The sequence below is a fragment of the Acidimicrobiia bacterium genome (assembly GCA_012959995.1).
Classification (GTDB): domain Bacteria; phylum Actinomycetota; class Acidimicrobiia; order Acidimicrobiales; family MedAcidi-G1; genus MedAcidi-G2B.
The window spans coordinates 47,689-71,380 of sequence record DUCC01000012.1 but is presented as its reverse complement, the minus strand read 5'-3'; the positions used below and the strand labels follow the sequence as shown (position 1 = coordinate 71,380).

Annotated in this window: 20 protein-coding genes; 12 read left to right on the top strand and 8 right to left on the bottom strand. The window is 55.6% G+C overall.

Annotation, left to right across the window (positions count from 1 at the left end):
- Positions 1 to 131: 131 nt before the first annotated feature.
- Genes EYQ49_03630 through pabB form a run of 3 tightly spaced genes read left to right on the top strand, consistent with a single transcriptional unit; the run spans position 132 to position 4,356 of the window.
- Complete coding sequence (locus EYQ49_03630; GenBank protein HIG24974.1) at positions 132 to 1,337, top strand: hydroxyacid dehydrogenase; 1,206 nt, start codon at positions 132 to 134, stop codon at positions 1,335 to 1,337.
- 2 nt (positions 1,338 to 1,339) lie between these two features.
- A complete protein-coding gene (locus tag EYQ49_03625) occupies positions 1,340 to 2,578 on the top strand; it encodes a DUF1015 domain-containing protein (GenBank protein HIG24973.1) in 1,239 nt (412 codons plus the stop codon).
- Positions 2,575 to 4,356 (top strand): aminodeoxychorismate synthase component I, encoded by a 1,782-nt coding sequence (gene pabB / locus EYQ49_03620; protein ID HIG24972.1) that lies wholly within the window; start codon positions 2,575 to 2,577, stop codon positions 4,354 to 4,356. Before EYQ49_03625 ends, pabB begins: the two co-directional genes overlap by 4 nt.
- 5 nt (positions 4,357 to 4,361) lie before the next feature.
- Here pabB and EYQ49_03615 read toward each other — a convergent pair whose 3' ends face one another.
- The 6 genes from EYQ49_03615 to EYQ49_03590 form a co-directional block, all read right to left on the bottom strand.
- Positions 4,362 to 5,339 carry an electron transfer flavoprotein subunit alpha/FixB family protein gene (locus EYQ49_03615; GenBank protein HIG24971.1) on the bottom strand — a complete coding sequence of 326 codons (978 nt, stop codon included), beginning with the start codon at positions 5,337 to 5,339 and terminating at the stop codon, positions 4,362 to 4,364.
- Positions 5,336 to 6,103 carry an electron transfer flavoprotein beta subunit/FixA family protein gene (locus EYQ49_03610; GenBank protein ID HIG24970.1) on the bottom strand — a complete coding sequence of 256 codons (768 nt, stop codon included), beginning with the start codon at positions 6,101 to 6,103 and terminating at the stop codon, positions 5,336 to 5,338. The genes EYQ49_03615 and EYQ49_03610 overlap by 4 nt, the downstream gene beginning before the upstream one ends.
- 8 nt (positions 6,104 to 6,111) lie before the next feature.
- Positions 6,112 to 8,628 carry an FAD-dependent oxidoreductase gene (locus EYQ49_03605; GenBank protein ID HIG24969.1) on the bottom strand — a complete coding sequence of 839 codons (2,517 nt, stop codon included), beginning with the start codon at positions 8,626 to 8,628 and terminating at the stop codon, positions 6,112 to 6,114.
- Positions 8,629 to 8,798: 170 nt separating this feature from the next.
- Entirely contained in the window at positions 8,799 to 9,605 is an 807-nt protein-coding gene (locus EYQ49_03600) for an SDR family oxidoreductase (protein ID HIG24968.1), read from the bottom strand.
- Between the two features lie 58 nt (positions 9,606 to 9,663).
- On the bottom strand, positions 9,664 to 10,491 hold the full coding sequence (locus EYQ49_03595; protein HIG24967.1) for an EamA family transporter: 828 nt from the start codon (positions 10,489 to 10,491) through the stop codon (positions 9,664 to 9,666).
- Positions 10,492 to 10,516: 25 nt separating this feature from the next.
- The gene (locus EYQ49_03590; protein ID HIG24966.1) at positions 10,517 to 11,269 is read right to left on the bottom strand and encodes an IclR family transcriptional regulator; all 753 of its coding nucleotides are present in this window, start codon (positions 11,267 to 11,269) and stop codon (positions 10,517 to 10,519) included.
- Positions 11,270 to 11,471: 202 nt separating this feature from the next.
- On the opposite strand from EYQ49_03590, the gene EYQ49_03585 reads away from it, so the two are divergent.
- The 9 genes from EYQ49_03585 to EYQ49_03545 all read left to right on the top strand — a co-directional run bounded on the left by EYQ49_03585 (position 11,472) and on the right by EYQ49_03545 (position 21,595).
- A complete protein-coding gene (locus tag EYQ49_03585) occupies positions 11,472 to 12,173 on the top strand; it encodes a cobalamin-binding protein (GenBank protein HIG24965.1) in 702 nt (233 codons plus the stop codon).
- 36 nt (positions 12,174 to 12,209) lie between these two features.
- Positions 12,210 to 12,830: a DUF1638 domain-containing protein gene (locus tag EYQ49_03580; protein HIG24964.1), complete on the top strand. Its 621-nt coding sequence runs from the start codon at positions 12,210 to 12,212 to the stop codon at positions 12,828 to 12,830.
- 4 nt (positions 12,831 to 12,834) lie between these two features.
- Positions 12,835 to 13,152: a hypothetical protein gene (locus EYQ49_03575; protein ID HIG24963.1), complete on the top strand. Its 318-nt coding sequence runs from the start codon at positions 12,835 to 12,837 to the stop codon at positions 13,150 to 13,152.
- A gap of 12 nt (positions 13,153 to 13,164) precedes the next feature.
- On the top strand, positions 13,165 to 14,055 hold the full coding sequence (locus tag EYQ49_03570) for a methyltetrahydrofolate cobalamin methyltransferase (protein HIG24962.1): 891 nt from the start codon (positions 13,165 to 13,167) through the stop codon (positions 14,053 to 14,055).
- Position 14,056: 1 nt separating this feature from the next.
- The gene (locus tag EYQ49_03565) at positions 14,057 to 16,051 is read left to right on the top strand and encodes a DUF4445 domain-containing protein (protein ID HIG24961.1); all 1,995 of its coding nucleotides are present in this window, start codon (positions 14,057 to 14,059) and stop codon (positions 16,049 to 16,051) included.
- 13 nt (positions 16,052 to 16,064) lie between these two features.
- Complete coding sequence (locus tag EYQ49_03560; GenBank protein HIG24960.1) at positions 16,065 to 17,603, top strand: trimethylamine methyltransferase; 1,539 nt, start codon at positions 16,065 to 16,067, stop codon at positions 17,601 to 17,603.
- Between the two features lie 144 nt (positions 17,604 to 17,747).
- On the top strand, positions 17,748 to 19,445 hold the full coding sequence (locus EYQ49_03555; protein HIG24959.1) for a formate--tetrahydrofolate ligase: 1,698 nt from the start codon (positions 17,748 to 17,750) through the stop codon (positions 19,443 to 19,445).
- A 1-nt stretch (position 19,446) separates the two neighbouring features.
- Complete coding sequence (locus tag EYQ49_03550) at positions 19,447 to 20,325, top strand: 5,10-methylenetetrahydrofolate reductase (protein HIG24958.1); 879 nt, start codon at positions 19,447 to 19,449, stop codon at positions 20,323 to 20,325.
- A gap of 46 nt (positions 20,326 to 20,371) precedes the next feature.
- Positions 20,372 to 21,595 carry a cytochrome P450 gene (locus tag EYQ49_03545; GenBank protein HIG24957.1) on the top strand — a complete coding sequence of 408 codons (1,224 nt, stop codon included), beginning with the start codon at positions 20,372 to 20,374 and terminating at the stop codon, positions 21,593 to 21,595.
- On the opposite strand, the gene EYQ49_03540 is transcribed toward EYQ49_03545, so the two are convergent.
- Positions 21,573 to 22,985, bottom strand: a complete 1,413-nt coding sequence (locus EYQ49_03540; protein HIG24956.1) for a DHA2 family efflux MFS transporter permease subunit — start codon at positions 22,983 to 22,985, stop codon at positions 21,573 to 21,575. The two genes, EYQ49_03545 and EYQ49_03540, sit on opposite strands and share 23 nt — an antisense overlap.
- A 43-nt stretch (positions 22,986 to 23,028) precedes the next feature.
- The gene (locus EYQ49_03535; GenBank protein HIG24955.1) at positions 23,029 to 23,667 is read right to left on the bottom strand and encodes a hypothetical protein; all 639 of its coding nucleotides are present in this window, start codon (positions 23,665 to 23,667) and stop codon (positions 23,029 to 23,031) included.
- Between the last annotated feature and the right edge of the window lie 25 nt (positions 23,668 to 23,692).

The window sequence follows — 23,692 nt, the reverse complement described above, 5'->3', positions numbered from 1 at the left end:
TTTCGCCGAAGCAAAACCCGTTCCTCTTGCCATTGTTCGTTCGAGTGTCTAGAGTTTCTCTAACCCGATCCGCAGAGACTACCCCGCTTCCCGCATCACGTGTGCCGGGAGCGGCGTGTCAAAGGAACCTTATGAAAATTCTTTTCGCAGACGCTCTTCCAGAATCTTACGTTGATGCCCTCCGGCAAAGGGGGGACGATTGCTTGGTTAACACAGATCTCGGCCCCAACGAGCTTTTTGGAGCACTCGATGGGATGGATATTTTGATCGTCCGCAGTACCGAAGTCACGGCGGCCGCCATAGAAAGCGCCAACCAGTTGGGGCTTATTGTGCGGGCCGGTGCGGGCACCAACACCATTGATTGCCAAGCGGCTGCCGATGCCGGGGTGTATGTCTGCAACGTGCCGGGAACCAACTCGGTGGCCGTAGCAGAACTCACCATGGGGTTGCTGGTAGCCATTGATCGTCATATTGCCCAAGCCACCGCCGATCTCCGCAACGGTCAGTGGAACAAAAAAACTTACAGTAAAGCCGACGGCTTGCTCGGCAAAACGATGGGTATTATCGGTCTCGGGGAAATCGGCTTGGCGGTGGCCGAACGGGCCCGATCCTTTGGCATCACCGTGGTAGCGGAACGAAAAACCAACCGATCTGCCGGCGTGGAAATGCGCATCCGCTCTCTGGGCATCCGGTTAGTTGACGACCTCTCTGCGTTGCTTGACGAATCTGACATTGTTTCGCTCCATGTCCCCGGAGGGCAAGCCACCCAAGGGTTGGTCGACGCCGACTTTTTGGGCCGCATGAAAGACGACGCTATTTTGCTCAACACCAGCCGAGGAGAGGTCGTGGATGAAGAAGCTCTACTTCATGCGCTAGAAACCACTGGTTTGCGCGCTGGTCTCGACGTCTTCTGCAACGAACCGGGTTCAAGTACCGGCTCCTTTGCTTCGGCGGTTGCTGCTCATCCCAAGGTGACCGGCACCCACCATATTGGTGCCTCTACTCAACAAGCTCAAGATGCCACATCGGCGGGAACCATTGACGTTATTGAGGCTTACCGCAGTGGTGAACTCATGAACTGCGTCAACATGGCTGATGCCCGGGTTGGTACTTACACCATCACCATTCGCCACTTCGACCAGGTCGGCGTACTCGCCGAAGCTTTACGGGTGCTTCGAAACGCCCGGGTAAACGTACAAACTATGCAAAATAAGGTGTTCCTTGGTTCGAACGCTGCGGTGGCTTTAATAGATGTGGGCGGTGAAATTACCGACGAAATTTCCCAAGAACTCAACGAACTTGACAACGTTATTCAAGTTCAGATTCGCAAGCGATAAGCATGAGCGTACTTCGCCCCTTCCCTGGCCTTTTAGTAAAACCCGAGTGGGCCGACCGGGTAACTACCGGCCCTTACGATGCTTACTCCCCCGCTGAGCGGGTGGCCATCATCGCCGACAACCCCTACAGTTTTCTTCACGTGACCCGTTCACGTGAAGACCTTCCTTTAGAACAACGTGACGATATTGGCAACCTGTTGGCCAGTTGCGCTGAAGCCATGCAACGGTTGCATGATGCTGAGGCTTACCGCTGTTACGACGAACTTTCGTTGTTCCTTTACCGCATGACCATTGACGGTCATCAACAAACCGGCATCATGGGTTTGGTGCCAGTAACCGAAGACGACGACCGGAGGATTTTGCGCCACGAAGCGGTGCGCCCTGGTCGCACCGATTTACTGGCTCGCCATCTTGTTGAAGTTGGGTCTTCATCAAGCCCGGTTTCGTTGACCTACCGCAGCGATTCAGCGCTCGAAAAAGAAGTCCATCGTTTGTGTAATAGCGAACCCGCCCTTGTTTCAACCAGCGATGGTGTCGATCAAGAAGTGTGGGTGGTTTCTGGCCCAGAGGCTCAACATCTGGCTGATTTGGTTGGAGACCGCACCCTTTATGTCACCGACGGGCACCACCGTTTAGCGGCCGCCGCTACCGCACGTGACCTTTTTGACGGAGTTGGTGGCCCGCTGGATTGGACCCAAGTGGTTTTGTTCCCCGACACCGAAATGCTGGTCTTGCCTTTTCATCGGCGTATCCACGACCGCCAAGAGCGCACCGCTCAGCAACTTTTCGCTGACCTTGCAGTCATCGGAACCCTGATCCCGAAAGAAAATGCTGAGCAGGCCCGCCCAGAACACGGTCAAGTTGGGATATTCATCAACGGCTCATGGTTCTGCATGGACCTTCCGGAAGCCCGTGGAGCATTGGCTGTTGACCAACTCGACGTTTCCCGTTTGCAACACGGTGTGTTGAACCCGGTGTATGACATCAAGGACCCTGGGAATGACCCCTCCATTGATTATCTTCCCGAACCGGTTGGTTTGTTTGCTTTAGAGACCCGTTGCTTAGATGACAACGCCACCGGGTTCGTCATGCACCCCACCTCGGTCGCTGAGTTAATGGCGGTGGCCGATACTGGCGAACGCATGCCGCCAAAATCCTCTTACTTTGAACCCAAACCTCAGTCAGGGGTTTTCATTCGTTGCTTGGATCGTGAACCGGGGTGGGAAGCCCCCTACGGATGAGCCAAGCGGCCGTCCGGCAAGCGTTGTTGCAATACCCGCTTGACGGGGTACGGCAATGGTTGTCTTTTACCCAACCGCTTTATGTCATCGGAGCCGACGAACTCCACGAGGTTCCTTCAGCATTAGCAGCCGCTGAACAGGCCGTTGCTCAAGGTAATTGGGTGGTAGGCATGGTTTCTTACGATGCGGGGCCAGCCTTTGACCAAGCCGTTCGGTCTGCCCGAATGCGGCGGGTTCCGCTGGTTTCTTTTGGCGTTTTTTCTGCCCCACAACGGGAAGACCCACCTACCCAAAGTGGGGGCTACCAAGTTGGGCCATGGGTGGCCAATCGGTCTCAACCGGCCTACCTAACCACCATTCGTACTATCCGAGAGCTCATTGGGGCCGGAGAAACTTACCAAGTCAATCATACGGTGCGCTTACGGTCGCCTTTTTCTGGCGATCCGAGAGGGCTGTTCGGTGATCTGGTGCGTGCCCAACAAGCCGACCATGCGGCTTATCTGGACCTTGGTGACCGTGCGGTGTGTTCGGTTTCACCGGAACTCTTTGTTTCTAGAGAAGGGCGCCAACTCACCGCCCGGCCAATGAAAGGCACCATCGGCCGCCACCCTGATCCTCTTTGGGATGCCTTGGCCGCTGAACATTTGGCCCGTTCCGAAAAAGATCTAGCCGAAAACACCATGATTGTCGACATGGTGCGCAACGATTTGAGCCGCATCGCCGATCTTGGTTCCGTCAAGGTTTCAGCTTTGCACACCGTAGAGAGTTACCCCACCGTGCATACCATGACCTCAACGGTGACTGCCGAATCGGATGCTTCGGTAGCGGAGGTGTTTAGTGCTTTGTTTCCTCCGGCTTCTATTACCGGGGCACCAAAAGTACGCACCACGGAGATCATTGAGGCCCTCGAAGGCGACGGCCGAGGGGCCTACACCGGGGCTATCGGGGTTATGGCTCCTGGCGGTGACTTCGAGTTCAACATTGCCATCCGCACCGTATGGGTAGATCTCGCCCAAGGTCGAGCGGAGTATGGGGTAGGGGGTGGCATTGTCTGGGATTCCGACCCCGATGAAGAGTGGCGAGAGGTTGAACAAAAGACTCGTGTCCTGAACCGGGCCCGCCCTGATTTTCGCTTGTTAGAAACCATGCGCTGGGACCCCACTCATGGCGTTGATTTACGCTCGTTGCATCTTGAGCGTTTGGTTGCTTCAGCGCAACACTTTAGTTTTGACTTAGACCTTGAAACGGTCAACCATGTTTTAGATGAGGTGGCCGCTGAGGGGCCCCACCGTTTGCGTTTGCTGGTGGCTCCTGACGGGGCGGTCGAGCTTCAAGTTTTAGACCTTCCGTTGACTGAAACTGAGCCGTGGTTGGTGCCTTTTAACACCCATCCGGTGCTTAGCGAAAACGAATACCTTTTTCACAAAACCACTTATCGAGATGTATTTACTCAAGCCCGGGAACAGTTCCCTCAAGCCCCTGATGTGGTGCTTTGGAACGAGCGGGGAGAACTCACCGAAACCACGACCGGGAACTTAGTAATTGAGATTGACGGACGGTTGGTGACTCCCCCGATCTCTTGTGGGCTACTACCTGGCACTTTTCGAGCGCATTTGCTGGCCCAAGGGGTCATAAGTGAAGCTCCTATTTTACGTACTCAGGTGACCGCAGAGACAAAAGCATGGATGATTAACTCGGTACGCCGCTGGGTGCCGGTGGTCTTTGATTTTTCTTCTCGCTCTACAGAGAGCGCTAAAAAATCCTCTCGGCAAAGCTGAACGCTTTAACCTTTGCGGCGTTCGATTTCTTCTAATATTGCTGGTATTACTTTATGCAGATCGCCGATTACCGCGTGACCGGCTTTGGTCACCATATTGGCTTCGGCGTCGGTATTGATAGCCAAAATGTTTTTGGCCGCCATGGCGCCCACCCAATGCTGGATGGCGCCTGAAATACCGTTAGCGATATAAATTTGCGGGGCAATTCGGGTACCGGTTTGTCCAACTTGGTCAGAGTGAGGGCGCCAACCGTTGTTGGTAACCGCTCTTGAGCAGCCCACAACCCCACCTAATGCTGCGGCCAATTCTTCAAGGGGTACGAAAGCGTCGGCAGAGCCCACCCCGCGACCGCCACCTACCACTACCGGGGCGGTGGCCAAAGTAATTCCTTGGGTGAGTACCACCCGGTCGGTTACCACGGTGCGAGCCAGAGCGCTCTCTAGTTCAGGTGTGAACACGGCCACGGCCCCAGCAGCAGGATTGGCGGCCGGGGCGGCTTCACAACTGTGATGGGTCACCGAAACAATTTTGACGCCGTCGGTTTCCAAGGTGGCGTCTTCAAGCAACGAGCCACCCCACTGCACACGAGTCATTTCCCATTGCTCAGAGTTCGGGGTTACGTCTAGACAGTTGGCGACGAAAGGTACGTCTAAGCGGGCGGCTACCTGGGCCATTACCTCGTTGCCTCGGTCGGTGCCGCAAGCCATCGCTGCGGAAACATCGACGGATCGAACCAATTGAGTGAGCGCTTCGCCCCAAGCTTCAGGGCCGAAGTCGGTCAAGATCTCGTGGTTAATCACGTGTATGGTTTCGGCACCGTAGGCCGCCAACTGTGGGCTGGCTTCTTGCGCTCCTTGGCCTATGACTACGGCGTGGCAGGCCATACCGGCGGTGGAAGCCAACTGACGCCCAAAAGTCAGGGCCTCTAGTGAGGCCTCGGCCAAGATGCCGCGATCGTGATCGCAAAGAATTAACAGGGTCATGACAGCACCCCAAGTTCTTCTAACAAGTCAACAACGGCCGGGGCCGCCTCGGGGCCTTCGCCAAGAATTACTGTAGTGGAGGCCGCTTCTTCAGGGCGATGCAATCGGCGTCGCTTTTGGCCGCCCGGTTCGGAGGTAGGTTCGGTGGCTTCTATTACTGCTTTTTTCGAAGCCAAGCGACCCTTCATGGTTGGGTAACGAGGCAAGTTGATACCTTCTTTAATACCCAAAACGGCCGGGGTGGGTATTTCATAAACTTCGAAACCTCCGTCTATTTCACGACGAGCGGTGACCGTGCCTTCGGCTACGTCTATGCCTTTAATACCGTTGACAATGGGGCGGCCCAAGGCGTGAGCAACGCGTACCCCTACTTGAAACCCGCCGGCATCGGCAGATTCGTTGCCGAAAAGTACCAAATCGAATGGCCCTTCGGCCTCTTCAAGGTCGCTGATAGCTTTAGCTAAGGCCGCTGCGGTGCGTTGGGCATCCCAGTCCACTTCGGTTATAGGCAATAAGACGAAGTGGTTTGCTCCCACGCTGGCTGCGTAGCGCAATTGTTCTTCGGCTTCGGCGGGTCCCAAGGTAAGCACCGTGACCTGGCCTTCGTGGGCTTCAGCAATTTGTACTGCTTCTTCCAGCGCACATTCTTCGTGGGGGCTGGTGGTAAAACCAAGGTGAGCGGAATCCACTGCTTGTTCATCGGCCGTAATATTGATGCGTGCTCCGGGCGCCGGCACACGCTTAACACAAACCAAAAGTCGCATGATGGCTCCTAGGACTTGAGACGAGTGTTTTCCGGATCAAAGATGGCACCGGTAGAGCCCACCTTGACCGGGAACAGTTCGTTCATGTACATGACCTGCAGATCGGTACCGGGTGCCGCCAGTTCGGTGGGCAAGTAGGCCATAAGCAGGTGCTTGCCAACAGAGGGACCAAAGCCGGCTGAGGTTACTCGACTGGCTCGCCCGTGGGAGTCCACAATGCGACCGCCATCTAACGTCAAGATGGGTTCGTTCCCACCCTGCATAAAGCGTTGGTGGCCTTGGCTATCGGTTTGGTCTTCTACGGTCAGGGTGCACATTGCTACTTCAGTGGTCCCTTCACGGGCCGCTAGGTAGGCCTCTTTACCAATAAAGTCGGCGGCTTTTACCTTGGGGCGAGCCAACCCGGCTTCTAACGGGTTGTATTCGCTTTCCAATTCGGCGCCCATCAGGCGGTAACCCTTTTCTAAGCGTCCGGAGCTGCCGTAAACGCCGCCGCCGGTGGGGCGAATACCTTGGTCGGCGCCAGCGGCCATGAGGGCATCCCACAAAGCGGGCCCGTTGGCCCAGTTGGTGTAGATTTCCCAACCGGTATCGCCCACGTAAGAAACTCTAAAGAGGGTGCAGGGCAGGCCAGCAATTTCTACGTCTATGACCGAGCCGTAAGGTGATCCGTTTTGTGAAAGGTCAGCATCGGTGAGTTGGCCTAACACGGTCGGGGCGTTGGGGCCCCATAAACCTAAGGTGGTGACCTGTTTGGTGATGTTGGTGAACTTCACCGAACCGTCGAGGGGCATGTGGCGGTTGACCCAGAAAGAGTCACGGCCGCCGTCGAATACCCCGGTGACGATGCGTACCTTGTCTTGGGCGGTGCGCATCATGGTGAGGTCAGAGTGGAAACCGCCGTCGGGGGTTAGCCACGGGGTGTAGATAGAGCGGCCTACGGCGACGTCTACTTTATTTACGGCGAGGTAGTCGGCGTACTGGACGGCCCCCGGGCCTTCGAGTTCGTAGATTTGGAAGGCGCTGAGGTCTACTAGGCCGCAGTTTTCTCGCAGGTTGAGGTGTTCGCCAACGGTGATGGGGCTCCACCACCGGTTGTCCCATTCCACGGTGCGTTCCGAAAGGTCGTAGCGCTCGACAAGGTCGGCGTTGGCGCCGTACCACTGGGGGCGTTCCCAGGTGCGGGCTTGGAAAAACATGGCGTCGAGGTCTTCTTGGCGTGAGAAATAGGGGCCGACGTCGATGTTGCGGCGCCCTTCCCATTGCTCGGCGGGGTGCACGATGCCGTAGGTTTTGATGAAGCTTTCGTCGGCTCGTGACCAGATGTGTTCGTCGGAGCGTTCGCCTTCGTAAAAGCGAGCCAGGTCTGCGCCGTGGGCGTCGATAACTCGGGGGTAGCCGTAGGTCATCCATTCGGCGACTACTTGAGCCATGCCGGGGCCTTCTTTTACCCAAACGGCGGCCGCTGACCAAAGGTTACGTACCTCAATAGTTTCGCCGAGGCAGGGCATGCCGTCGGGTGTTAAAGACAGCAAACCATTGATGGCGTATTTTATTTCGGCGTCGCCAAGCATGTCTATGAGTTCGATGGCTGTTTCCATTTGGTCATCGAAGTCATCGGGGGTGAAGGGCATTTCGGTGGGCGATAAGGCGGCTTCTTGGTTGGAGGGGATTTCATCGGGGTGATGCAAGATGGCCCGGTGGCCGTAGGAGCCGACTTCCATGGAGCCTGAGGATTGGCGCTCGTAACAGAAGGTGTCCATGTCGCGCACGATGGGGTAGCCGATTTCGTTGTTGGTTTCGGCCAAGATGTCCATGGGGCCCACGTCGGCCATTTGGTGCACGGTGGGCACCAAGGGGATGGTGGCTCCGGCCATGTTGGCGATGCGGTTTGACCACACGCCGCAGGCCACGACCACGTACTCGGCTTCGATACGGCCTTTGTCGGTGACTACGGCGCTCACCGTGGTGACGCCGCCTTCGCCTTGGGTGGTTTCGATGTCCAGAACTTCGGTGTTGGCGAATACTTGACAGCCGGCGGTTTCGATGGCTTCTTTGCGCATTACGGTGCCGGTTTCTAGCGAGTCAACGACCGAAACGGTTGGGCAGTAGAAACCGCCCAAGATGACCTCTTCGTTGATGAAGGGAACGAGTTCTTTTACTTCGGCTGGGCTGAGTAGGTGGGCTTCGATACCCCAGGCTTTAGCGGAGGTCATGCGGCGGTCAAGTTCATCCATGCGTTCTTGGGTACGGGCGACTTCGATGCCGCCAGAATCTACTGAGAGGTCCATGTCTCGGTATTGGTCGGCGCTTTGCTCGCCTAGCAGGGCCATTTCTTTATTGTGGTCAACCGGAAAAATGAAGTTTGAGGCGTGGCCAGTGGAGCCGCCGGGGTTAGGAAGAGGCCCTTTTTCTATGAGAACAAGGTCGGTCCAACCCAAGCGGGCCAAGTGACCTACTAAACAGTTGCCGACGATGCCGGCCCCGATAACCACGACTTTGGCGTTAGTGGGAAATTCGCTCATTGAAATACTCCAGTAGGCAGCAGAGACCGACTGTGAGAGGCGACTCTGGTTAGGTTATTTGCAAGATAGGGCACGTGAGCACATAGCCGGTGTCCTGCGGGGATCTTAATCCAACAAAAGTAAAAGTCAACCACATAATGGGAAGCCTGACCACCTAGCGGGAAACTTTTTTATCGGCGGAAAACGGTACGCAGGGTTTCCAAACCACCATCAACCGAGATGACCTGCCCGTTAACAAAACGCGCCGCCGGTGAAGCTAGAAAAACTGCCATAGCAGCCACATCCGCTCCTTCGATAAACGACCGCATGGACACTTGGTCCTGGTAACGCTCACGAATAACCGTTTCAGAGAGACCCAGCGCAACAGCTTCGGCAGCGATTACTCGATCCATGCGGTCACCACCCACCGAACCCGGGCATAAGGTATTCACCCGAATATTGAACTCACCCAACTCCATGGCCAAGGTGGCGCTTAACCCCACCACCGCCCATTTTGAAGCGGCGTAAGGGCTCCGCAAGGGGTAGCCCACTAAGCCCGCCGTGGAAGCCGTATTCAAAATAATTCCGGACTCTTGGGCTCTCATCAACGGGATGGCCCGACGGCAACAAAGAAACATGGAGCGCACGTTGACGGCCATCGTTCGGTCCCACTCGGATACCTCAAGTTCCTCTAGCGCCCCGGTTGGCCCAGCGATGCCCACGTTGTTGCACAACACATCTACCCCACCCATGACCTGCACCGCTTCGTCAAAAAGTTGATCTACCTGGTCAGGGTCCGACACGTCTGCGGCGGTGGCCGTAACTCCGGGAGGAAGGTCGTGGAGTTGCCCCGGCAAGTCAGCAACATGCACTTGAGCCTCATCGTCTAAAAAAGCAGTCACCATGGCCGCGCCAATACCTGAGGCTCCTGCCGTAATCAATACCCTTTGCTGCCCAGTAGTTGAACTCTCAGCAGAATCTTTGTTCGCTCTCGTCATAGATGAATCCTATTCCCTGCTTGGATCCAAGACCGTTGATCCTAAAAAGATGGCGTCCTTAGCCAAAGACAATGAGGGTCAGCGAACCCATAGTGCCCAACAGCCCTAGCCATTGCCAGAGGCGTAGAGTTTCTCCCCGAAAAAGCCAACCACAGGCCACGGTGACGGCGGCGTACTGCGTACCGGCGGCAGCAACTGGGGCGAGGTCGCCATGTTGCAAGCCGTAAAGAAAAGACAATGCGCCTAGCCCGCCCCAAAAAGCGCCCAGGCTGGCTAGCCCAATCGCTCGTCGATCTGGAAATATCGAAACCGTGGCCCGTTTGCTCAAAAAAGCAAAAACTCCAAAACCCACCAACCTTTGCGAAACCATCGGCCAATGCCCGCTCTCTGGAGAGGCCAGGTCAAGCACCACGAAAAGAGCGGCGTAACTGACTCCGGAGAGAGCACTAAAAAGCACGCCCTTTTTTAAGTCGCCCGTAAAATTCGGATCAAAGGTAATGAGCAGTACAGAAAGCACTCCCAAAGCAATGCCACCTAATACTGCTGATGACGGAGCGTTTCCCCAAAGTAAAGAAAACACCGTAGGTAAGGCCACTGAGAGAACAGCAGCCGGAGGGCCCACGACTGCCACGTTGGCCGACTGGTAACCCAAGTAAAGCGCGCCCAACGCAGCCACTCCGATAAACCCGCTGGCCGCTCCGATCAACAAGTCAACGGTTCGCCACTCGCTACCCGCTACCGCTGCTGCGGTGAGAGCAAGAAAAAAACCGCCAAAAAGGAACGCCCCTAACGACTGACTGATGGTGGCACGGTCTGAGGAGTTGCGGGTGAAATGATCGCCCACCCCGACCCCTAGTGCTGCTGCTACTCCATAAATCGCCGACATGTTTAACCCGGCCTTTTCATGTTTTTTAAGGGTGGTATCCCAAGGCTTCAGAGATAATGGCTGCTACTTGAGCTAACCGCTGGCCAATGATTTCTTCCATGGTTTCGTCGGGAAAACGATAGGCCGGCCCGTGACTATGCAACGCACCCATCACCACGCCAGTGTTGTTGTAGAGCGGGGCAGCCACCGAGTTAATGCCTTCAGAGAATTCTTCGTGGGCCCATAGGTAGCCCTGACGGCGAGCAACCTCCAGGCGTGGACGAATCTGCTCAGGGTCGATCACCGTTTTTGAGGTAAAGCGATCAAGCGGCCGATCCAGAAATCTGTCTACTGCATCGTTTGGCCATTGAGACAAAATGACCAAGCCGGCAGGCACCACATGCATGGGTAAACTCACCCCGGTCCAATCTCTTATCTGAACCGGATGGGGAGAATCTGCCTCACCGATATAATGCACGTCATAACCGGCGGGTATAGACAAGCCAACCGTTTCGCCCAGAGCCTCTACGAGGTCAAGCAAATGCGGTTGAGCAACGGCCAAGAGGCTTTGTGTGGGGTCCACGGTGGTGGCCATGGTCAATAAAGCCGGGCCGATTTGGTAAGTGGTGTCGTCGGCTGTGCGCACGATTGCCCCTAAGTCTTCCAAGGTGTAAAGCAACCGAGCCACCGTGCTGGTGGGCAGATCTACGCTGCGGGCCAGGTCACTTATGCCGGCTGGTTTTCGCGTGATTTCTTCAAGAAGGGAGAACGCCCGATCAATGCTTTGTACAGTTTTCATATTTTGCCTCTTTGGGTAACTTTTGGCTGCTTGCCACCATCCGGGAAGTATGGAGATGATGGTGGACGCTTAGTGAAAAGATGAGTAGAGTTCCCACCATATAGGTATTTCCCGCATTATGGGAACATTGCAAAATTCACCACTTTGTGGGTTCGTCTCATAAAGCGGCCAATAGGGCACGTCCCTTATCTACGGAGGAACCATGGTAGAAGAACAACCCGAAGAAGAAATCATCTTAGCCGACCTGTCCGACGAGGACCTCGCCGCCCAAATGCATGACGACCTTTACGACGGACTGGCCGACGAAATTGCCGAAGGCACCAACATTTTATTAGCCCGCGGCTGGGAACCCGGACGGGTACTCAACGACGCCCTAGTAGAAGGAATGCGCATCGTCGGCATCGACTTCCGCGACGGCATCCTCTTTGTCCCCGAGGTACTTCTCTCGGCCAACGCCATGAAAGCCGGCATGGCCATCTTGCGCCCCCTGCTGGCCGAAACCGGCGTAGAACCGATTGGCAAAATCGTTATCGGTACCGTCAAGGGAGACATCCACGATATTGGGAAAAACTTGGTGGGCATGATGCTCGAAGGTGCCGGCTTCGAAGTTATCGACCTGGGCATCAACACCGATGTTGAAGAATTCCTCGGCGCTCTAGATGAACACAAGCCAGATTTCCTTGGCATGTCCGCTTTGTTGACCACCACCATGCCCTACATGAAGGTCGTTATCGACGTCCTCAAAGAGAAAAGCCTTCGCGAGGAATACATAGTCATCGTAGGCGGAGCCCCCCTCAACGAAGAATTTGGCGAAGCCATCGGAGCCGATGCTTACTGCCGAGATGCTGCCGTGGCCGCCGAAACCGCTCAGCGCCTTATCGCCGAGCGCCGCGCCGCTGCTTAACCCTAAGCCATGACCTCCGAAAGCCCAGCCGGGCACATGACCGGCGAACGCACGCTCATTGTGGCTTGTGGGGCCTTATCGCGTGAACTCTTGCAGGTGATAGAGGTCAACAACCTGCCGGGGGTAGAAATAGCGTGCTTGCCCGCCTCTTATCACAACACTCCAGACAAAATTCCTGACGCCGTGGCCCAGCGAGTACGTGCCGCCGCCGGACTTTACGACACCATCTACGTGGGTTATGCCGATTGCGGCACCGGCGGCCGCCTCGACGCAGTCTGCGAAGAACTCGGCGTAGAACGCCTCCCTGGTGCCCACTGCTACGAATTTTTTGCCGGCCAACAAACCTTCGCCCGACTCCACGACGCCGAACCAGGCACCTTTTACCTCACCGATTTTTTAGTCAAACACTTTGACCGCCTGGTCATCAAAGCCCTCTGGCTAGACACCCACCCCGAGTTGCTCAGCGATTACTTTGGCAACTACACTCGTTTGGTTTACCTCGCACAAACTGATAACCCAGACTTGGTGGCTCAAGCCGAAACCGCCGCCCAACGGCTTGGCTTACGTTTTGAACTTTGCCCCACCGGCTACGGAGAACTTGCCACCAGCGTGGTTGAACTGAGTTCCCCCAACCGGCAACCCATAGGAGCGTATTAACACCATGGCCACCGCATTGGTAACTATCTTTTGGCGCGATATCCCAGCGCAGATAACCGCACAAAAAGGCCGCACCCGAGAAAAAGGGCTCCTTGACGCACGTTTTCAGTTAGCCATTGACCAAGCGGCCATGGTGGCGGGCCTTACTGGGATCGACGATTACGTCACCCAATGGCGCCGAGAAAGTCAGCCTTGTAGTGCTGACTTGGCTCAAGAAGTCGCTGACGCCCTGATTCGTGTTGACATCGATTACCCGGCCGAACGAATCAAAAAACTTGTACGCTCCGGCGGCCTTGAACCAACAGAAGATCAAAACTCTTAAGAGGAGAACCTCATGACCGACACCATTCTTAGTTCAGCCAGCAAAGAGGTCGCTATCGGCTTCGGTCGGCCATTCGTCATGATTGGCGAACGCATTAACCCCACCGGGCGCAAACTGTTGGCCGAAGAAATGAAAAACGGTGACTTCAGCCGAGTGGCCGCTGACGCTATAGCCCAAACCGAAGCCGGCGCCCACATGCTCGATGTCAACGCCGGCATTCCCCTCGCCGACGAGCCCGCTCTGTTAGCCCAAGCTATTCAACTCGTACAATCGGTGACCGACCTCCCTATCTCTATTGATTCCTCAATCATTGAGGCCCTCGAAGCAGGCCTCGGGGTCTACCAAGGAAAAGCCTTGGTCAACTCAGTGACCGGCGAAGAAGAAGTCATGGAGCGCGTGTTGCCTTTGGTGGCCCGCCACGGCGCAGCAGTAGTCGCAATATCCAACGACGACACTGGAATCTCCGAAGACCCCAACGTACGTTTTGCCGTAGCCAAGCGCATTGTTGAACGGGCCGCCGACCATGGAATCCCCGCCTGTGATGTGGTCGTTGACCCTCTGGTAATGCCAATCGGCGCCATGGGCACGGCCGGCCAGCAAGTTTTTGCTTTGGTGCGGCGCCTTCGTGAAGAGCTCAAGGTCAATACCACCTGCGGAGCCTCCAACGTCAGTTTTGGGCTACCCAACCGGCACATAATAACCGGCACCTTTTTGGCCATGGCCATGAGTCACGGCATGACCTCGGCCATCATGAACCCCATGCACGCCGAAGTTAAATCAGCAGTAATGGCCGCCGACGTTCTGGCCGGAACCGACTCCGACTGTGCCGCCTGGATACGCGCCAACCGCGATCCCAACGCCCCTACCCGCGAACGCCGTGGAGGGCGTCGCCGCTCATCTTGACATGACCGCCGTCGACGACCACCTCGTTGTTTTTACCCCCTCAGGACGACGCGGCCAAATAACTGCCGGCACCACGGTGCTCGATGCAGCTCGACAACTCGGCGTAGACCTCGACTCTGTCTGTGGAGGTCGTGGCATCTGTGGACGCTGCCAAGTGGAACCGATGTTTGGCGAATTTTCTAAACATGGCATCACCGCTCAACGACAACACCTTTCGGTTTCTTCCATCATGGAAACCAACTATCAGGGCCGCCGTCCCCTCCTGACCCAAAACAATTTGGCTTGCGCCGCCACCGTTTGCGGCGACCTTGTTATTGATGTGCCCACCGAGAGCCAAGTCCACCAGCAGGTCATCCGGAAAGAAATAGACCTTGGCCGTCTCGAACTTGACCCAGTTCTGGTACTTCGCCTAATTGAGATAAAGGCCACCAACAACGACAACCCACAAGAACTCATCCTTGAGGCACTTGAAGAGCAATGGGGACTCACCACCCTGACCATTAGTCCTCTTGTTTCGCAAGAACCAATTTCTTCTGGACTTTGCACGGTGGCCATTCGAGACGACCACCAAGTAGTAGCCCATTGGCCGGGGCTAAAAGACCAAGCACTTGGCATAGCGATAGACGTTGGCTCGACCACCATCGCCGCCCACTTATGCGATCTGGCCACTGGTGATGTGCTGGCCACCGCAGGCACCATGAACCCACAAATTCGTTTTGGCGAAGACCTCATGAGTCGAGTCTCTTACGTCATGATGAACCCCGGCGGAGACACCGAAATGACCACCGCCGTACGTCAATCTCTTAACGACCTCATTGGTGAGCTTTGCCAACAAATTGATGTGTCGCCTCACCATGTCTTAGAAATGGTTCTGGTCGGCAACCCGGTTATGCACCACTTATTTCTCGGCATTGACCCGATACCCCTTGGCCAAGCACCGTTTATTTTGGGTATCGAAAAAGCAGTTGACCGCACCCCGCAAGACCTTGATCTTGACATTCACCCTGCGGGACGCATCCATGTGTTGCCTTGTATCGCCGGTCACGTCGGGGCCGACACAGCGGCGGTCATCTTGGCCACCCGGCCACAAGACAATCCCAAAGATCAGGTCACCTTGGTGGTTGATGTGGGCACCAACGCAGAGATTTTACTGGCCGGCAAAGGCCGCCTGTTGGCCGCCTCCAGCCCAACTGGCCCGGCATTTGAAGGGGCACAAATTACCGCAGGACAACGAGCCACCCCCGGGGCCATTGAACGGGTACGCATCGACCCCGAAACCGGTGAACCTCGTATTCGGGTACTGGGGGTTGACCCGTGGTCGGACGAACCAGGGTTTGTTGAAGCCGTAGCACCAACAGGAGTAACCGGCATCTGCGGCTCGGGAATTATTGAAGTAGTAGCCGAGCTTTTTTTGGCCGGGCTCATGGACGCCGATGGGGTGATCGGCGGAGCAGGCACTCGCCCGAGTTTTCGCATCGAACCCGACGGTCGCACCATGCGCTACGTCTTACATGATCCACAAGACGGCAGCCCTCCTTTAGTTGTTACCCAAAACGATATTCGAGCTATCCAACTGGCCAAGTCCGCTCTTTATGCCGGGATCCGGTTGCTCATGGACCATCTCGAAGTAGATCACCTTGATCACATTGAGTTAGCTGGTGCTTTTGGAAGCCATATAGACACCTTGCGGGCTACAGTTTTGGGGCTTATCCCTGATTGTCTCCCCGACCAAGTGCGTTCGGTGGGTAACGCCGCCGGGGCCGGTGCAGTCATCGCCTTGCTCTCCGGAGCCGCCCGACAAGACATTCAACGCATAGTCACCGAAATAGAAAAAATCGAAACAGCCACCGAACCAGCTTTTCAAGCGCATTTCATTGACGCCATGGCTATTCCTCACCGCACCGCCCTTTACCCCGGCCTGTCTACGCGCATGACCTTGCCCGAACGAACCATTACCGAGACCGGCCCAAGGCGCCGTCGCCGGCACACCCGTTGAAAGGAAGACCCCTATGAGTGAAACTCCCCGTCGTCGATCTGGCGGCCGCTCGGCTCGCCAGGCTGCTCGCCGCGAAAACACCGCAGAGGTCAAGCCCTACCTCACTCGCTCTATTGCCCCGGTGGAGTTAGTTCCTGAAGAAGGCCTGATTCAAATTGAAAAAAACGCCGACACCATTTTGGAAGAAATTGGTATTGACTTTCGTGACTACCCTTCGGCTCTTACTTTATTAAAAAATGCTGGGGCCTCAGTAGATGGCGAAAGGGTGCGCTTTCCCCGGGGCATGTGTCGAGAAATCATTACCGCTAACGCACCAAGCATGTACACCCATCATGCTCGCAACCCAGCGCGAAGCGTGCAAATCGGTGGCGACGCCACAGTATTTGTCCCTGCTTATGGGCCGCCCTTTGTACGCGACCTCGACCAAGGCCGCCGCTACGCCACCATCGAAGATTTTCGAAACTTCGTCAAGTTGGCTTACCTCAGCCCTCACATGCACTCCACCGGAGGAACGGTTTGCGAGCCGGTAGATATCCCCGTTTCTCACCGCCACCTCGACATGGTTTACGCCCATTTGCGTTACGGCGATAAACCCTTCATGGGTTCGGTTACTGCGGCCGAACGAGCGCAAGATTCTATTGACATGGCCAAGTTCGTTTTTGGTGATGAGTTTGTAAGCCAAAACACGGTGATGACCAGCCTCATCAATGCTTCATCGCCTTTATCATGGGATGCCACCATGTTGGGAGCGGCCGAGGCCTACGCCAAAAGCATGCAGGCCACCGTCATCAGCCCCTTTATTTTAGCCGGCGCCATGGCCCCAGTAACGGTGGCCGGAGTCGCCGCACAGACCCTGGCCGAGGCCTTAGCTGGCATGACCTTCGTACAATTAGTTAACCCCGGGGCACCGGTGGTCTTTGGCTCGTTTGCCTCCTCCATGTCTATGCAAACCGGCGCCCCCACCTTTGGCACTCCCGAACCAGCCTTAGTGCTTTTTACCATCGGCGCTTTAGCTCGACGTTTGGGTGTGCCATTTCGTTCCGGGGGCAGCCTGTGTGGATCCAAAATTGCTGATGCGCAAGCAGCGGCCGAAAGCATGGCCACCCTCTTGCCATCCTTATTGGGTGGAGTAAACTTTATGTTGCATTCTGCGGGCTGGCTCGAAGGCGGGCTCAGCATGGGTTACGAAAAGTTCATCATTGATGCCGACCAATGCGGGTTGATGTCCAAGTTGGTGGCCGGTGTTGACCTCAGCGAAAACGGCCAAGCCATGGATGCAATCCGCGAGGTAGGCCCGGGGCAACACTTCTTGGGGGCCGCTCACACCTACGCCAACTTTGAAACAGCCTTTGCTCGCTCGGAGATTGCCAACAACGACAGCTATGAGAAATGGGAAGAAGACGGCAGTTTGGATGCCGCTCAACGGGCCAACGCTATTTGGAAAAAGCAGCTCGCCGAGTATGAGGCTCCTGCTCTAGATGAGTCCATTGACGAGTCTTTGTTAGATTTCATGGCCCGGCGCAAAGAAGAGATTCCCGACAGCTTCGTTTAAAAATTCCCACTAAGTGGGATGTGTATCCCGCTTAGTGGAAATCTTAAGAAAAAAGAACTACACTCGTTAAACCAGTCAGGCCACGCCTGAAAGGCTTAATAACCGTCCTGCGCCTTAGTGCCCTGAAGATTCGAATTGAGAACAATGCCGTTCCCCTCTGACCTAAAAATCGCTCGCGCCGCAAAGTTGCGACCTCTCGTTGATGTCGCCACCGATGCGGGGATCCCCACCGAATATTTAGAGCCCTACGGTGATAGCACAGCCAAGATAAAACTTGAAGCCATTGAGGCCATGAGCGACCGGCCTAAAGCTCGTTACGTAGTGGTCTCCGCCATTACCCCCACTCCCCTCGGCGAAGGCAAAACCACCACTGTGGTCGGCCTCGGGCAAGGGTTCAGCCATATCGGCAAAAAAGCCACCATTGCCATTCGGCAACCATCTATGGGCCCCACCTTCGGCATTAAAGGTGGGGCCGCCGGGGGCGGTTACAGCCAGGTCGTTCCTATGGAACTCCTAAATTTACACCTCACCGGCGACACCCACGCCGTTACCGCCGCCCACAACATGTGCTCGGCCATGCTCGACGCTCACCTTTTTCACGGAAACAAAAGCAACCTTGACTTGCATAACATCACTTGGCGACGCGTAGTCGACATTAACGAGCGTGCTTTACGCAACGTGGTCATCGGCTTAGGCGGGCGCCTTGACGGCATACCCCGCGAAACCGGCTTTGATATTTCTGCCGCTTCAGAAGTAATGGCCGCCCTCGCCTTGTGCACCTCACTCCAAGACCTCCGCACCCGCATGGGTCGCATCGTGGTGGGCTACGACAAAGATGGCAGTCCAGTAACCGCCGAAGACATTGAGGTAGCGGGCGCCATGACGGTGATCCTACGCGAAGCCATCAAACCCAACCTGATGCAAACCCTTGAAGGCACCCCTGCTTTAGTGCACTGCGGCCCTTTCGGCAATATTGCCACCGGCAACTCATCTATCGTGGCCGACCAAATCGGTATCCACACCGGGGACTTCTTACTTACCGAAGCAGGCTTCGGTGCCGACATGGGCGCCGAAAGGTTCTTCAACATCAAGTGCCGCTACTCTGGCATCGCCCCCGATGCCGCGGTGCTGGTGGCTACCGTTCGTGGCCTCAAAGCCCACAGCGGTAACCACAAAATTGTGGCCGGCAAGCCACTTCCCGAAGCCCTCTTGGCTGAAAACCCCGATGAAGTGCATCAAGGTGGCGACAACCTGCGCAAGCAACTGGAAAACATGCAAATCCACGGTGTTTCCCCGGTGGTAGCCATCAACGTTTTCCCCGGCGACTACGACGCTGACATTAAAGCCATTGAAGAAATCGCCGACGAATACGGTACTCGAGTAGCCATCACCACCCACTTTGCCGATGGCGGAAAAGGCGCCGCCCAACTGGCCGAAGCGGTAGCCGAAGCAGCCGATGAACCCTCCAACTTTAAGGTTCTGTACCCCGACGAAATGTCTATCCGGGACAAGATTCGTACGGTGGCCCAAAAAATCTACGGGGCCGACGGTGTGGACTTCTCGGCCAAAGCCAACAAACAAATTGACACCTACGAAGCAAACGGCTTCGGCGAACTTCCGGTTTGCATCGCCAAAACACATCTCTCCATCAGTTCTGACGCTTCCCTTAAGGGCGCCCCCACCGGCTGGACCCTGCCCGTACGCGAAGTACGGGCTTCGGTAGGCGCCGGTTTTGTTTACCCCATTTGTGGTGACATGCGCACCATGCCGGGCCTTGGCTCAAGCCCCGCGGCGGCCAGAATTGACATAGACGAAAACGGTGAAATCGTAGGGCTCAGCTAATATGGGTGGCGCAAAAGCACTCCCCCGCAAAACTCGAGGCGACCAAACGGTTCAGCACCGGTTATTGGAAAACATGACCTATGAGTTGATTCCGCTTAAGAACGTACGCGACCAAGAAGCATTTTTGCCCGCCAACTCCACTATGTCGGTGACCTGCTCGCCCGCAAAAACCATTGACGACACCCTTGACCTTTGTGCCGAATTTGCCGCCCAAGGGCACACCACCATTCCTCACTTCGCCGCTCGCATGGTGGAAAGCCAAGAACATGTGGAGCACATCGTAAAGCGAGTCAACGAACAAGGTATAAAAAAGGTTTTCATTATCGGCGGAGACGCCGACCAACGCGGCCCTTTTTATGATGCGGCCAGCTTCATGCGGGCCTTTTTTGCCCTTAGCCCCAACATCGACACCGTAGGCATTGGCTGCTACCCCGACGGACACCAGGGCATTCCCGACCAAGCGCTTCTTGACGCTTTACGAGAAAAACAAACCCTTATCACCGAAGCCGGTTACCACGGGTATATAGCCACGCAAATGTGTTTTGACCCCAACAAAATCAAATCTTGGCTTAGCGAACAACGAGCCACCGGCCTCACCTTGCCCTGCCATATCGGAGTGCCGGGGGCCATTGACCGCACCCGACTAATAACCATCTCTTTACGTCTCGGCATTGGCCATTCGGCCCGTTATCTCAAAAAGAACAACTCCTCGGTCATTCGCCTCCTTTCACCAGGTGGCTATAACCCCAGCAAACTCCTTGCTCAACTCTCTAACCACGCCAACAAGCTCAACATCACCAACATCCACTGCTTTACCTTCAACGCCGTGGACACCACCGAAGACTGGCGCCTAAAAACCCTCGCCAAAATAAAAAACTAACTTGGCCAACTCGCCATCAAGGAAGCGAACTCGGTAGCGTTTGGCTATGACCACCACGCTTAACCCGCCTTCTTGGAACCCCTTCGACGCAGAGTTTATGGTCGACCCCTACCCGACCTACGCCCGCCTCCGCACCGAAGATCCCGTGCACCGCACCCCACTGGGCATCCTCATCTTGTCAAGATACGAAGACGCATTCCAGTTGCTTCGCGACCCCACCACTTCTGTACAACGCTTCGAAACCGACCGGGAAATCCCCGAACACATGAAGGCCCTGCAAGACCGACGCGAAGAGCGCGGGCCATCAATTTTGGGCCTCGACCCACCCGACCACACCCGCTTACGTAAATTGGTACAACGCACCTTCACCCCTCGGGCCATTGCTCGCATGCGGGACCAAACAGCAGTCATCGTAGACGAGTTACTTGATGAGTTAGCCGACGCCGACCACATTGACCTCATCACTGAATACGCCTTCATTATTCCCTTTATGGTTATCCATCGCATGTTGGGACTTCCCGATACCGACATCTACATGGTGCGCCAGTGGTCGCAAGATTTAGCCCGCACCCTGGAACCCTTTCTTACCCCCGAGCAAGTAGACGCCGCTATAAGCAGCGGTAAAAAAATGGATGAATACTTGCTTGATGCCATCGCCCAGAAACGCAAAAATCCACAAGGTGACCTATTAACTGCGCTGGTAGAAGCCGAAGAAGAAGGCGACCGCCTCGACGAAGAAGAGCTCTTATCAATGACCGGCCTACTCTTTGTAGCCGGCCATGAAACCACCGTCAACTTGATTGGCAACGGGACCCACGCTCTCCTCAGTCACCCCGATCAAATGCGCCTCGTGCAAACCGATCTCTCGGTTGATGAAAACATGGTCGAAGAACTCCTTCGCTACGACAGCCCAGTTCAAACCTCGGGCCGGCGCCTCACCCAAAACACCACAATAAGCGGAGTAGAAATAGCCGCAGACCAGATGGTCCTCACTGCCCTCGGGAGCGCCAACCGAGACGAAACCTTTTGGGGACCCACCGCCAACGACCTTGACGTCACTCGCCCCGAAGCAGGCCGTCACCTTGCATTTGGCAGCGGCATTCACCATTGTCTCGGCGCAGCCTTAGCCCGCATGGAAGGCGAAATCGCTATTACCCGATTGCTCCGCCGCTTCCCCGACCTGGCGCACCACGGGGACCCCGTCATGAATGGCCGCATCATTTTGCGGGGTCGAGAAACCTTCCCCGTTAGCTTGGGGACCCCTGCATAAGTTCCTTTTTAGAAGGGCAAGCGAGCGCACAGAAAATCGACCCACTGGCAAAAGTTACCGCCATAAACAGCCAGGTTCGATCAAAAGCCACCAACGGCCCTTTACTAGTTTGCGAAGTGAATACCGCTACCGCTATGGCGACCCCGGCGGCAAAGCCCATCGACGAGCCCGTGCGCAAAGTTGCACTGGCCGTAGCAAAACGTTGCGGAGGAACATTTTTCATCCCCATAGAAGAAAAAGTAGCGAACGAACAGGCCACCCCGATGCCCAACATAAGGTGAGCCGGAAGCAAAGTAGAGAAATACCCGCCCTCTCCGTTCGCCCGGATAATAAGCCACAGGGGGCAACAAGCGGCCGAAGCGCTGCCGATGACTACCAGCGTTCGGTGGCCCACCCGATCAGCGACTGACCCAATCGGCCCACCCAGCAGCGCTGCTAAAGCCGGGCCAGGTACCACGCCGAAACCTGCCGCTAACACCGACCAGCCCCAAAGTTCTTGGAGAAGCAGTGTGTTGAACAGCACCGTGGCAATAAACGCCGTGGAGAATAATGTTTGCCCCACCGCCGCCGACCAAAAAGCACGGATCCGAAATAAGTTGAGGTCCAGCAACGGGTACGGGTGCGTGGCCGACCGGCGAATCAAAACCAAAACCAACAAAAGCCCCACCAGCGCCGTAGCTAACGTAGAAGGAGAGCCATACCCCCACTCCCCGCCCTGCACTACAGCCACCAACAAAAGCGCTACGCCTAAGGTGCCGGCAGGAACCCCTAACGAATCAAAGCCATCTTCGGCATCCGGGTCGCTACTTTCGTGAACAAACCGTGGAGTCAAAACAAAAATGACCAAACCCACCGGCACGTTGACAAAAAATACCCACCGCCAATTAAAAGCATCAATCAAAATTGCCCCCATGGTCGGGCCAATCGCTGCCCCTAAGGCCGCGGAGGCACCCCAAATACCGATAACCATGGAGTGCCGGTCGGGAGGAAACTCAGGAAGAATCATAGAGAGCGAGGCGGGACTCAAAATAGAAGCCCCTACGCCTTGCAGCACCCGAGCAGCAATAAGAAAACCAGGGCTTGGCGCTACACCCGACAATAAAGAGCCAACCATAAAAACCGCTACCCCAATAAGGAAAAGCTTACGGCGACCTTTTTGATCGGCCAGCCGACCCGAAATTAACAAAAATGCCCCAACGGCCACTGAGTAACCCGAAAGCACCCAAGAAAGGCCCGCTTCGCTCGCCCCTAAGTCTCGACGAATAGAAGGAAACGCCACATTGACAATAGAGATATCTATAACGGTAAGCAATGCCGCGAGGGTGGCCACGCTAAGGGCCAACCAGGCTCGCCGTTCTACCGGTGTTAACTGATCAATGTTTCCGCCCATATACAAGACGCTAGAAGATGGCTACCCGAAATGCCTAGATGGGCTAGCGGCGATATACCCCAAAGCCGGTGAGTTCAACCCAACCGGGCCAAACCCGGTGGCTAAAGAACTGGTAAGACGGCCCTACTCCTAAGGCGAAAACCACCGTACCTACCCCATAGGACCCTCCCAGCAAGATGCCCAAAACGAGAATTCCTAACTCAATGCTGGTGCGCGCTAGGCGAGCGCTGCGCCCTGAATCCATTAAAGCGGTCATCATGCCGTCTCGTGGGCCTACCCCTAAACCTGCCCCTAGATAAAGCATGGAGGCGAGCCCCACCATGACTGGAGAACCAAACATCAACAACAAGCGAACCCACATCGTTGATGGCATGGCAAAAGCATCCATTGTTGCATCAACCACCACCCCAATGATGACCACATTGGCCAAAGTGGCTATCCCTAATGGTTGACGAAAAGCCACCAAAAGAACCAGCATCAACACCCCCACGCCAATGATTACTGTTCCCACTGATCGGTCGATTTGATTGGCTAACCCATCATGAAAAACATCCCAAGGGCCCACGCCAAAATCAGCCAGAAAAAGTAGTGAAATACCTGCACCAAAAAGAACCAACCCTGCAAGCATTGACAAGAGGCGGCCCGCGAGCGGCCCATTAGGCCGTGGGAGACGTTTTTCCATAGAAGATTAAGCCTTTCCTTAAATG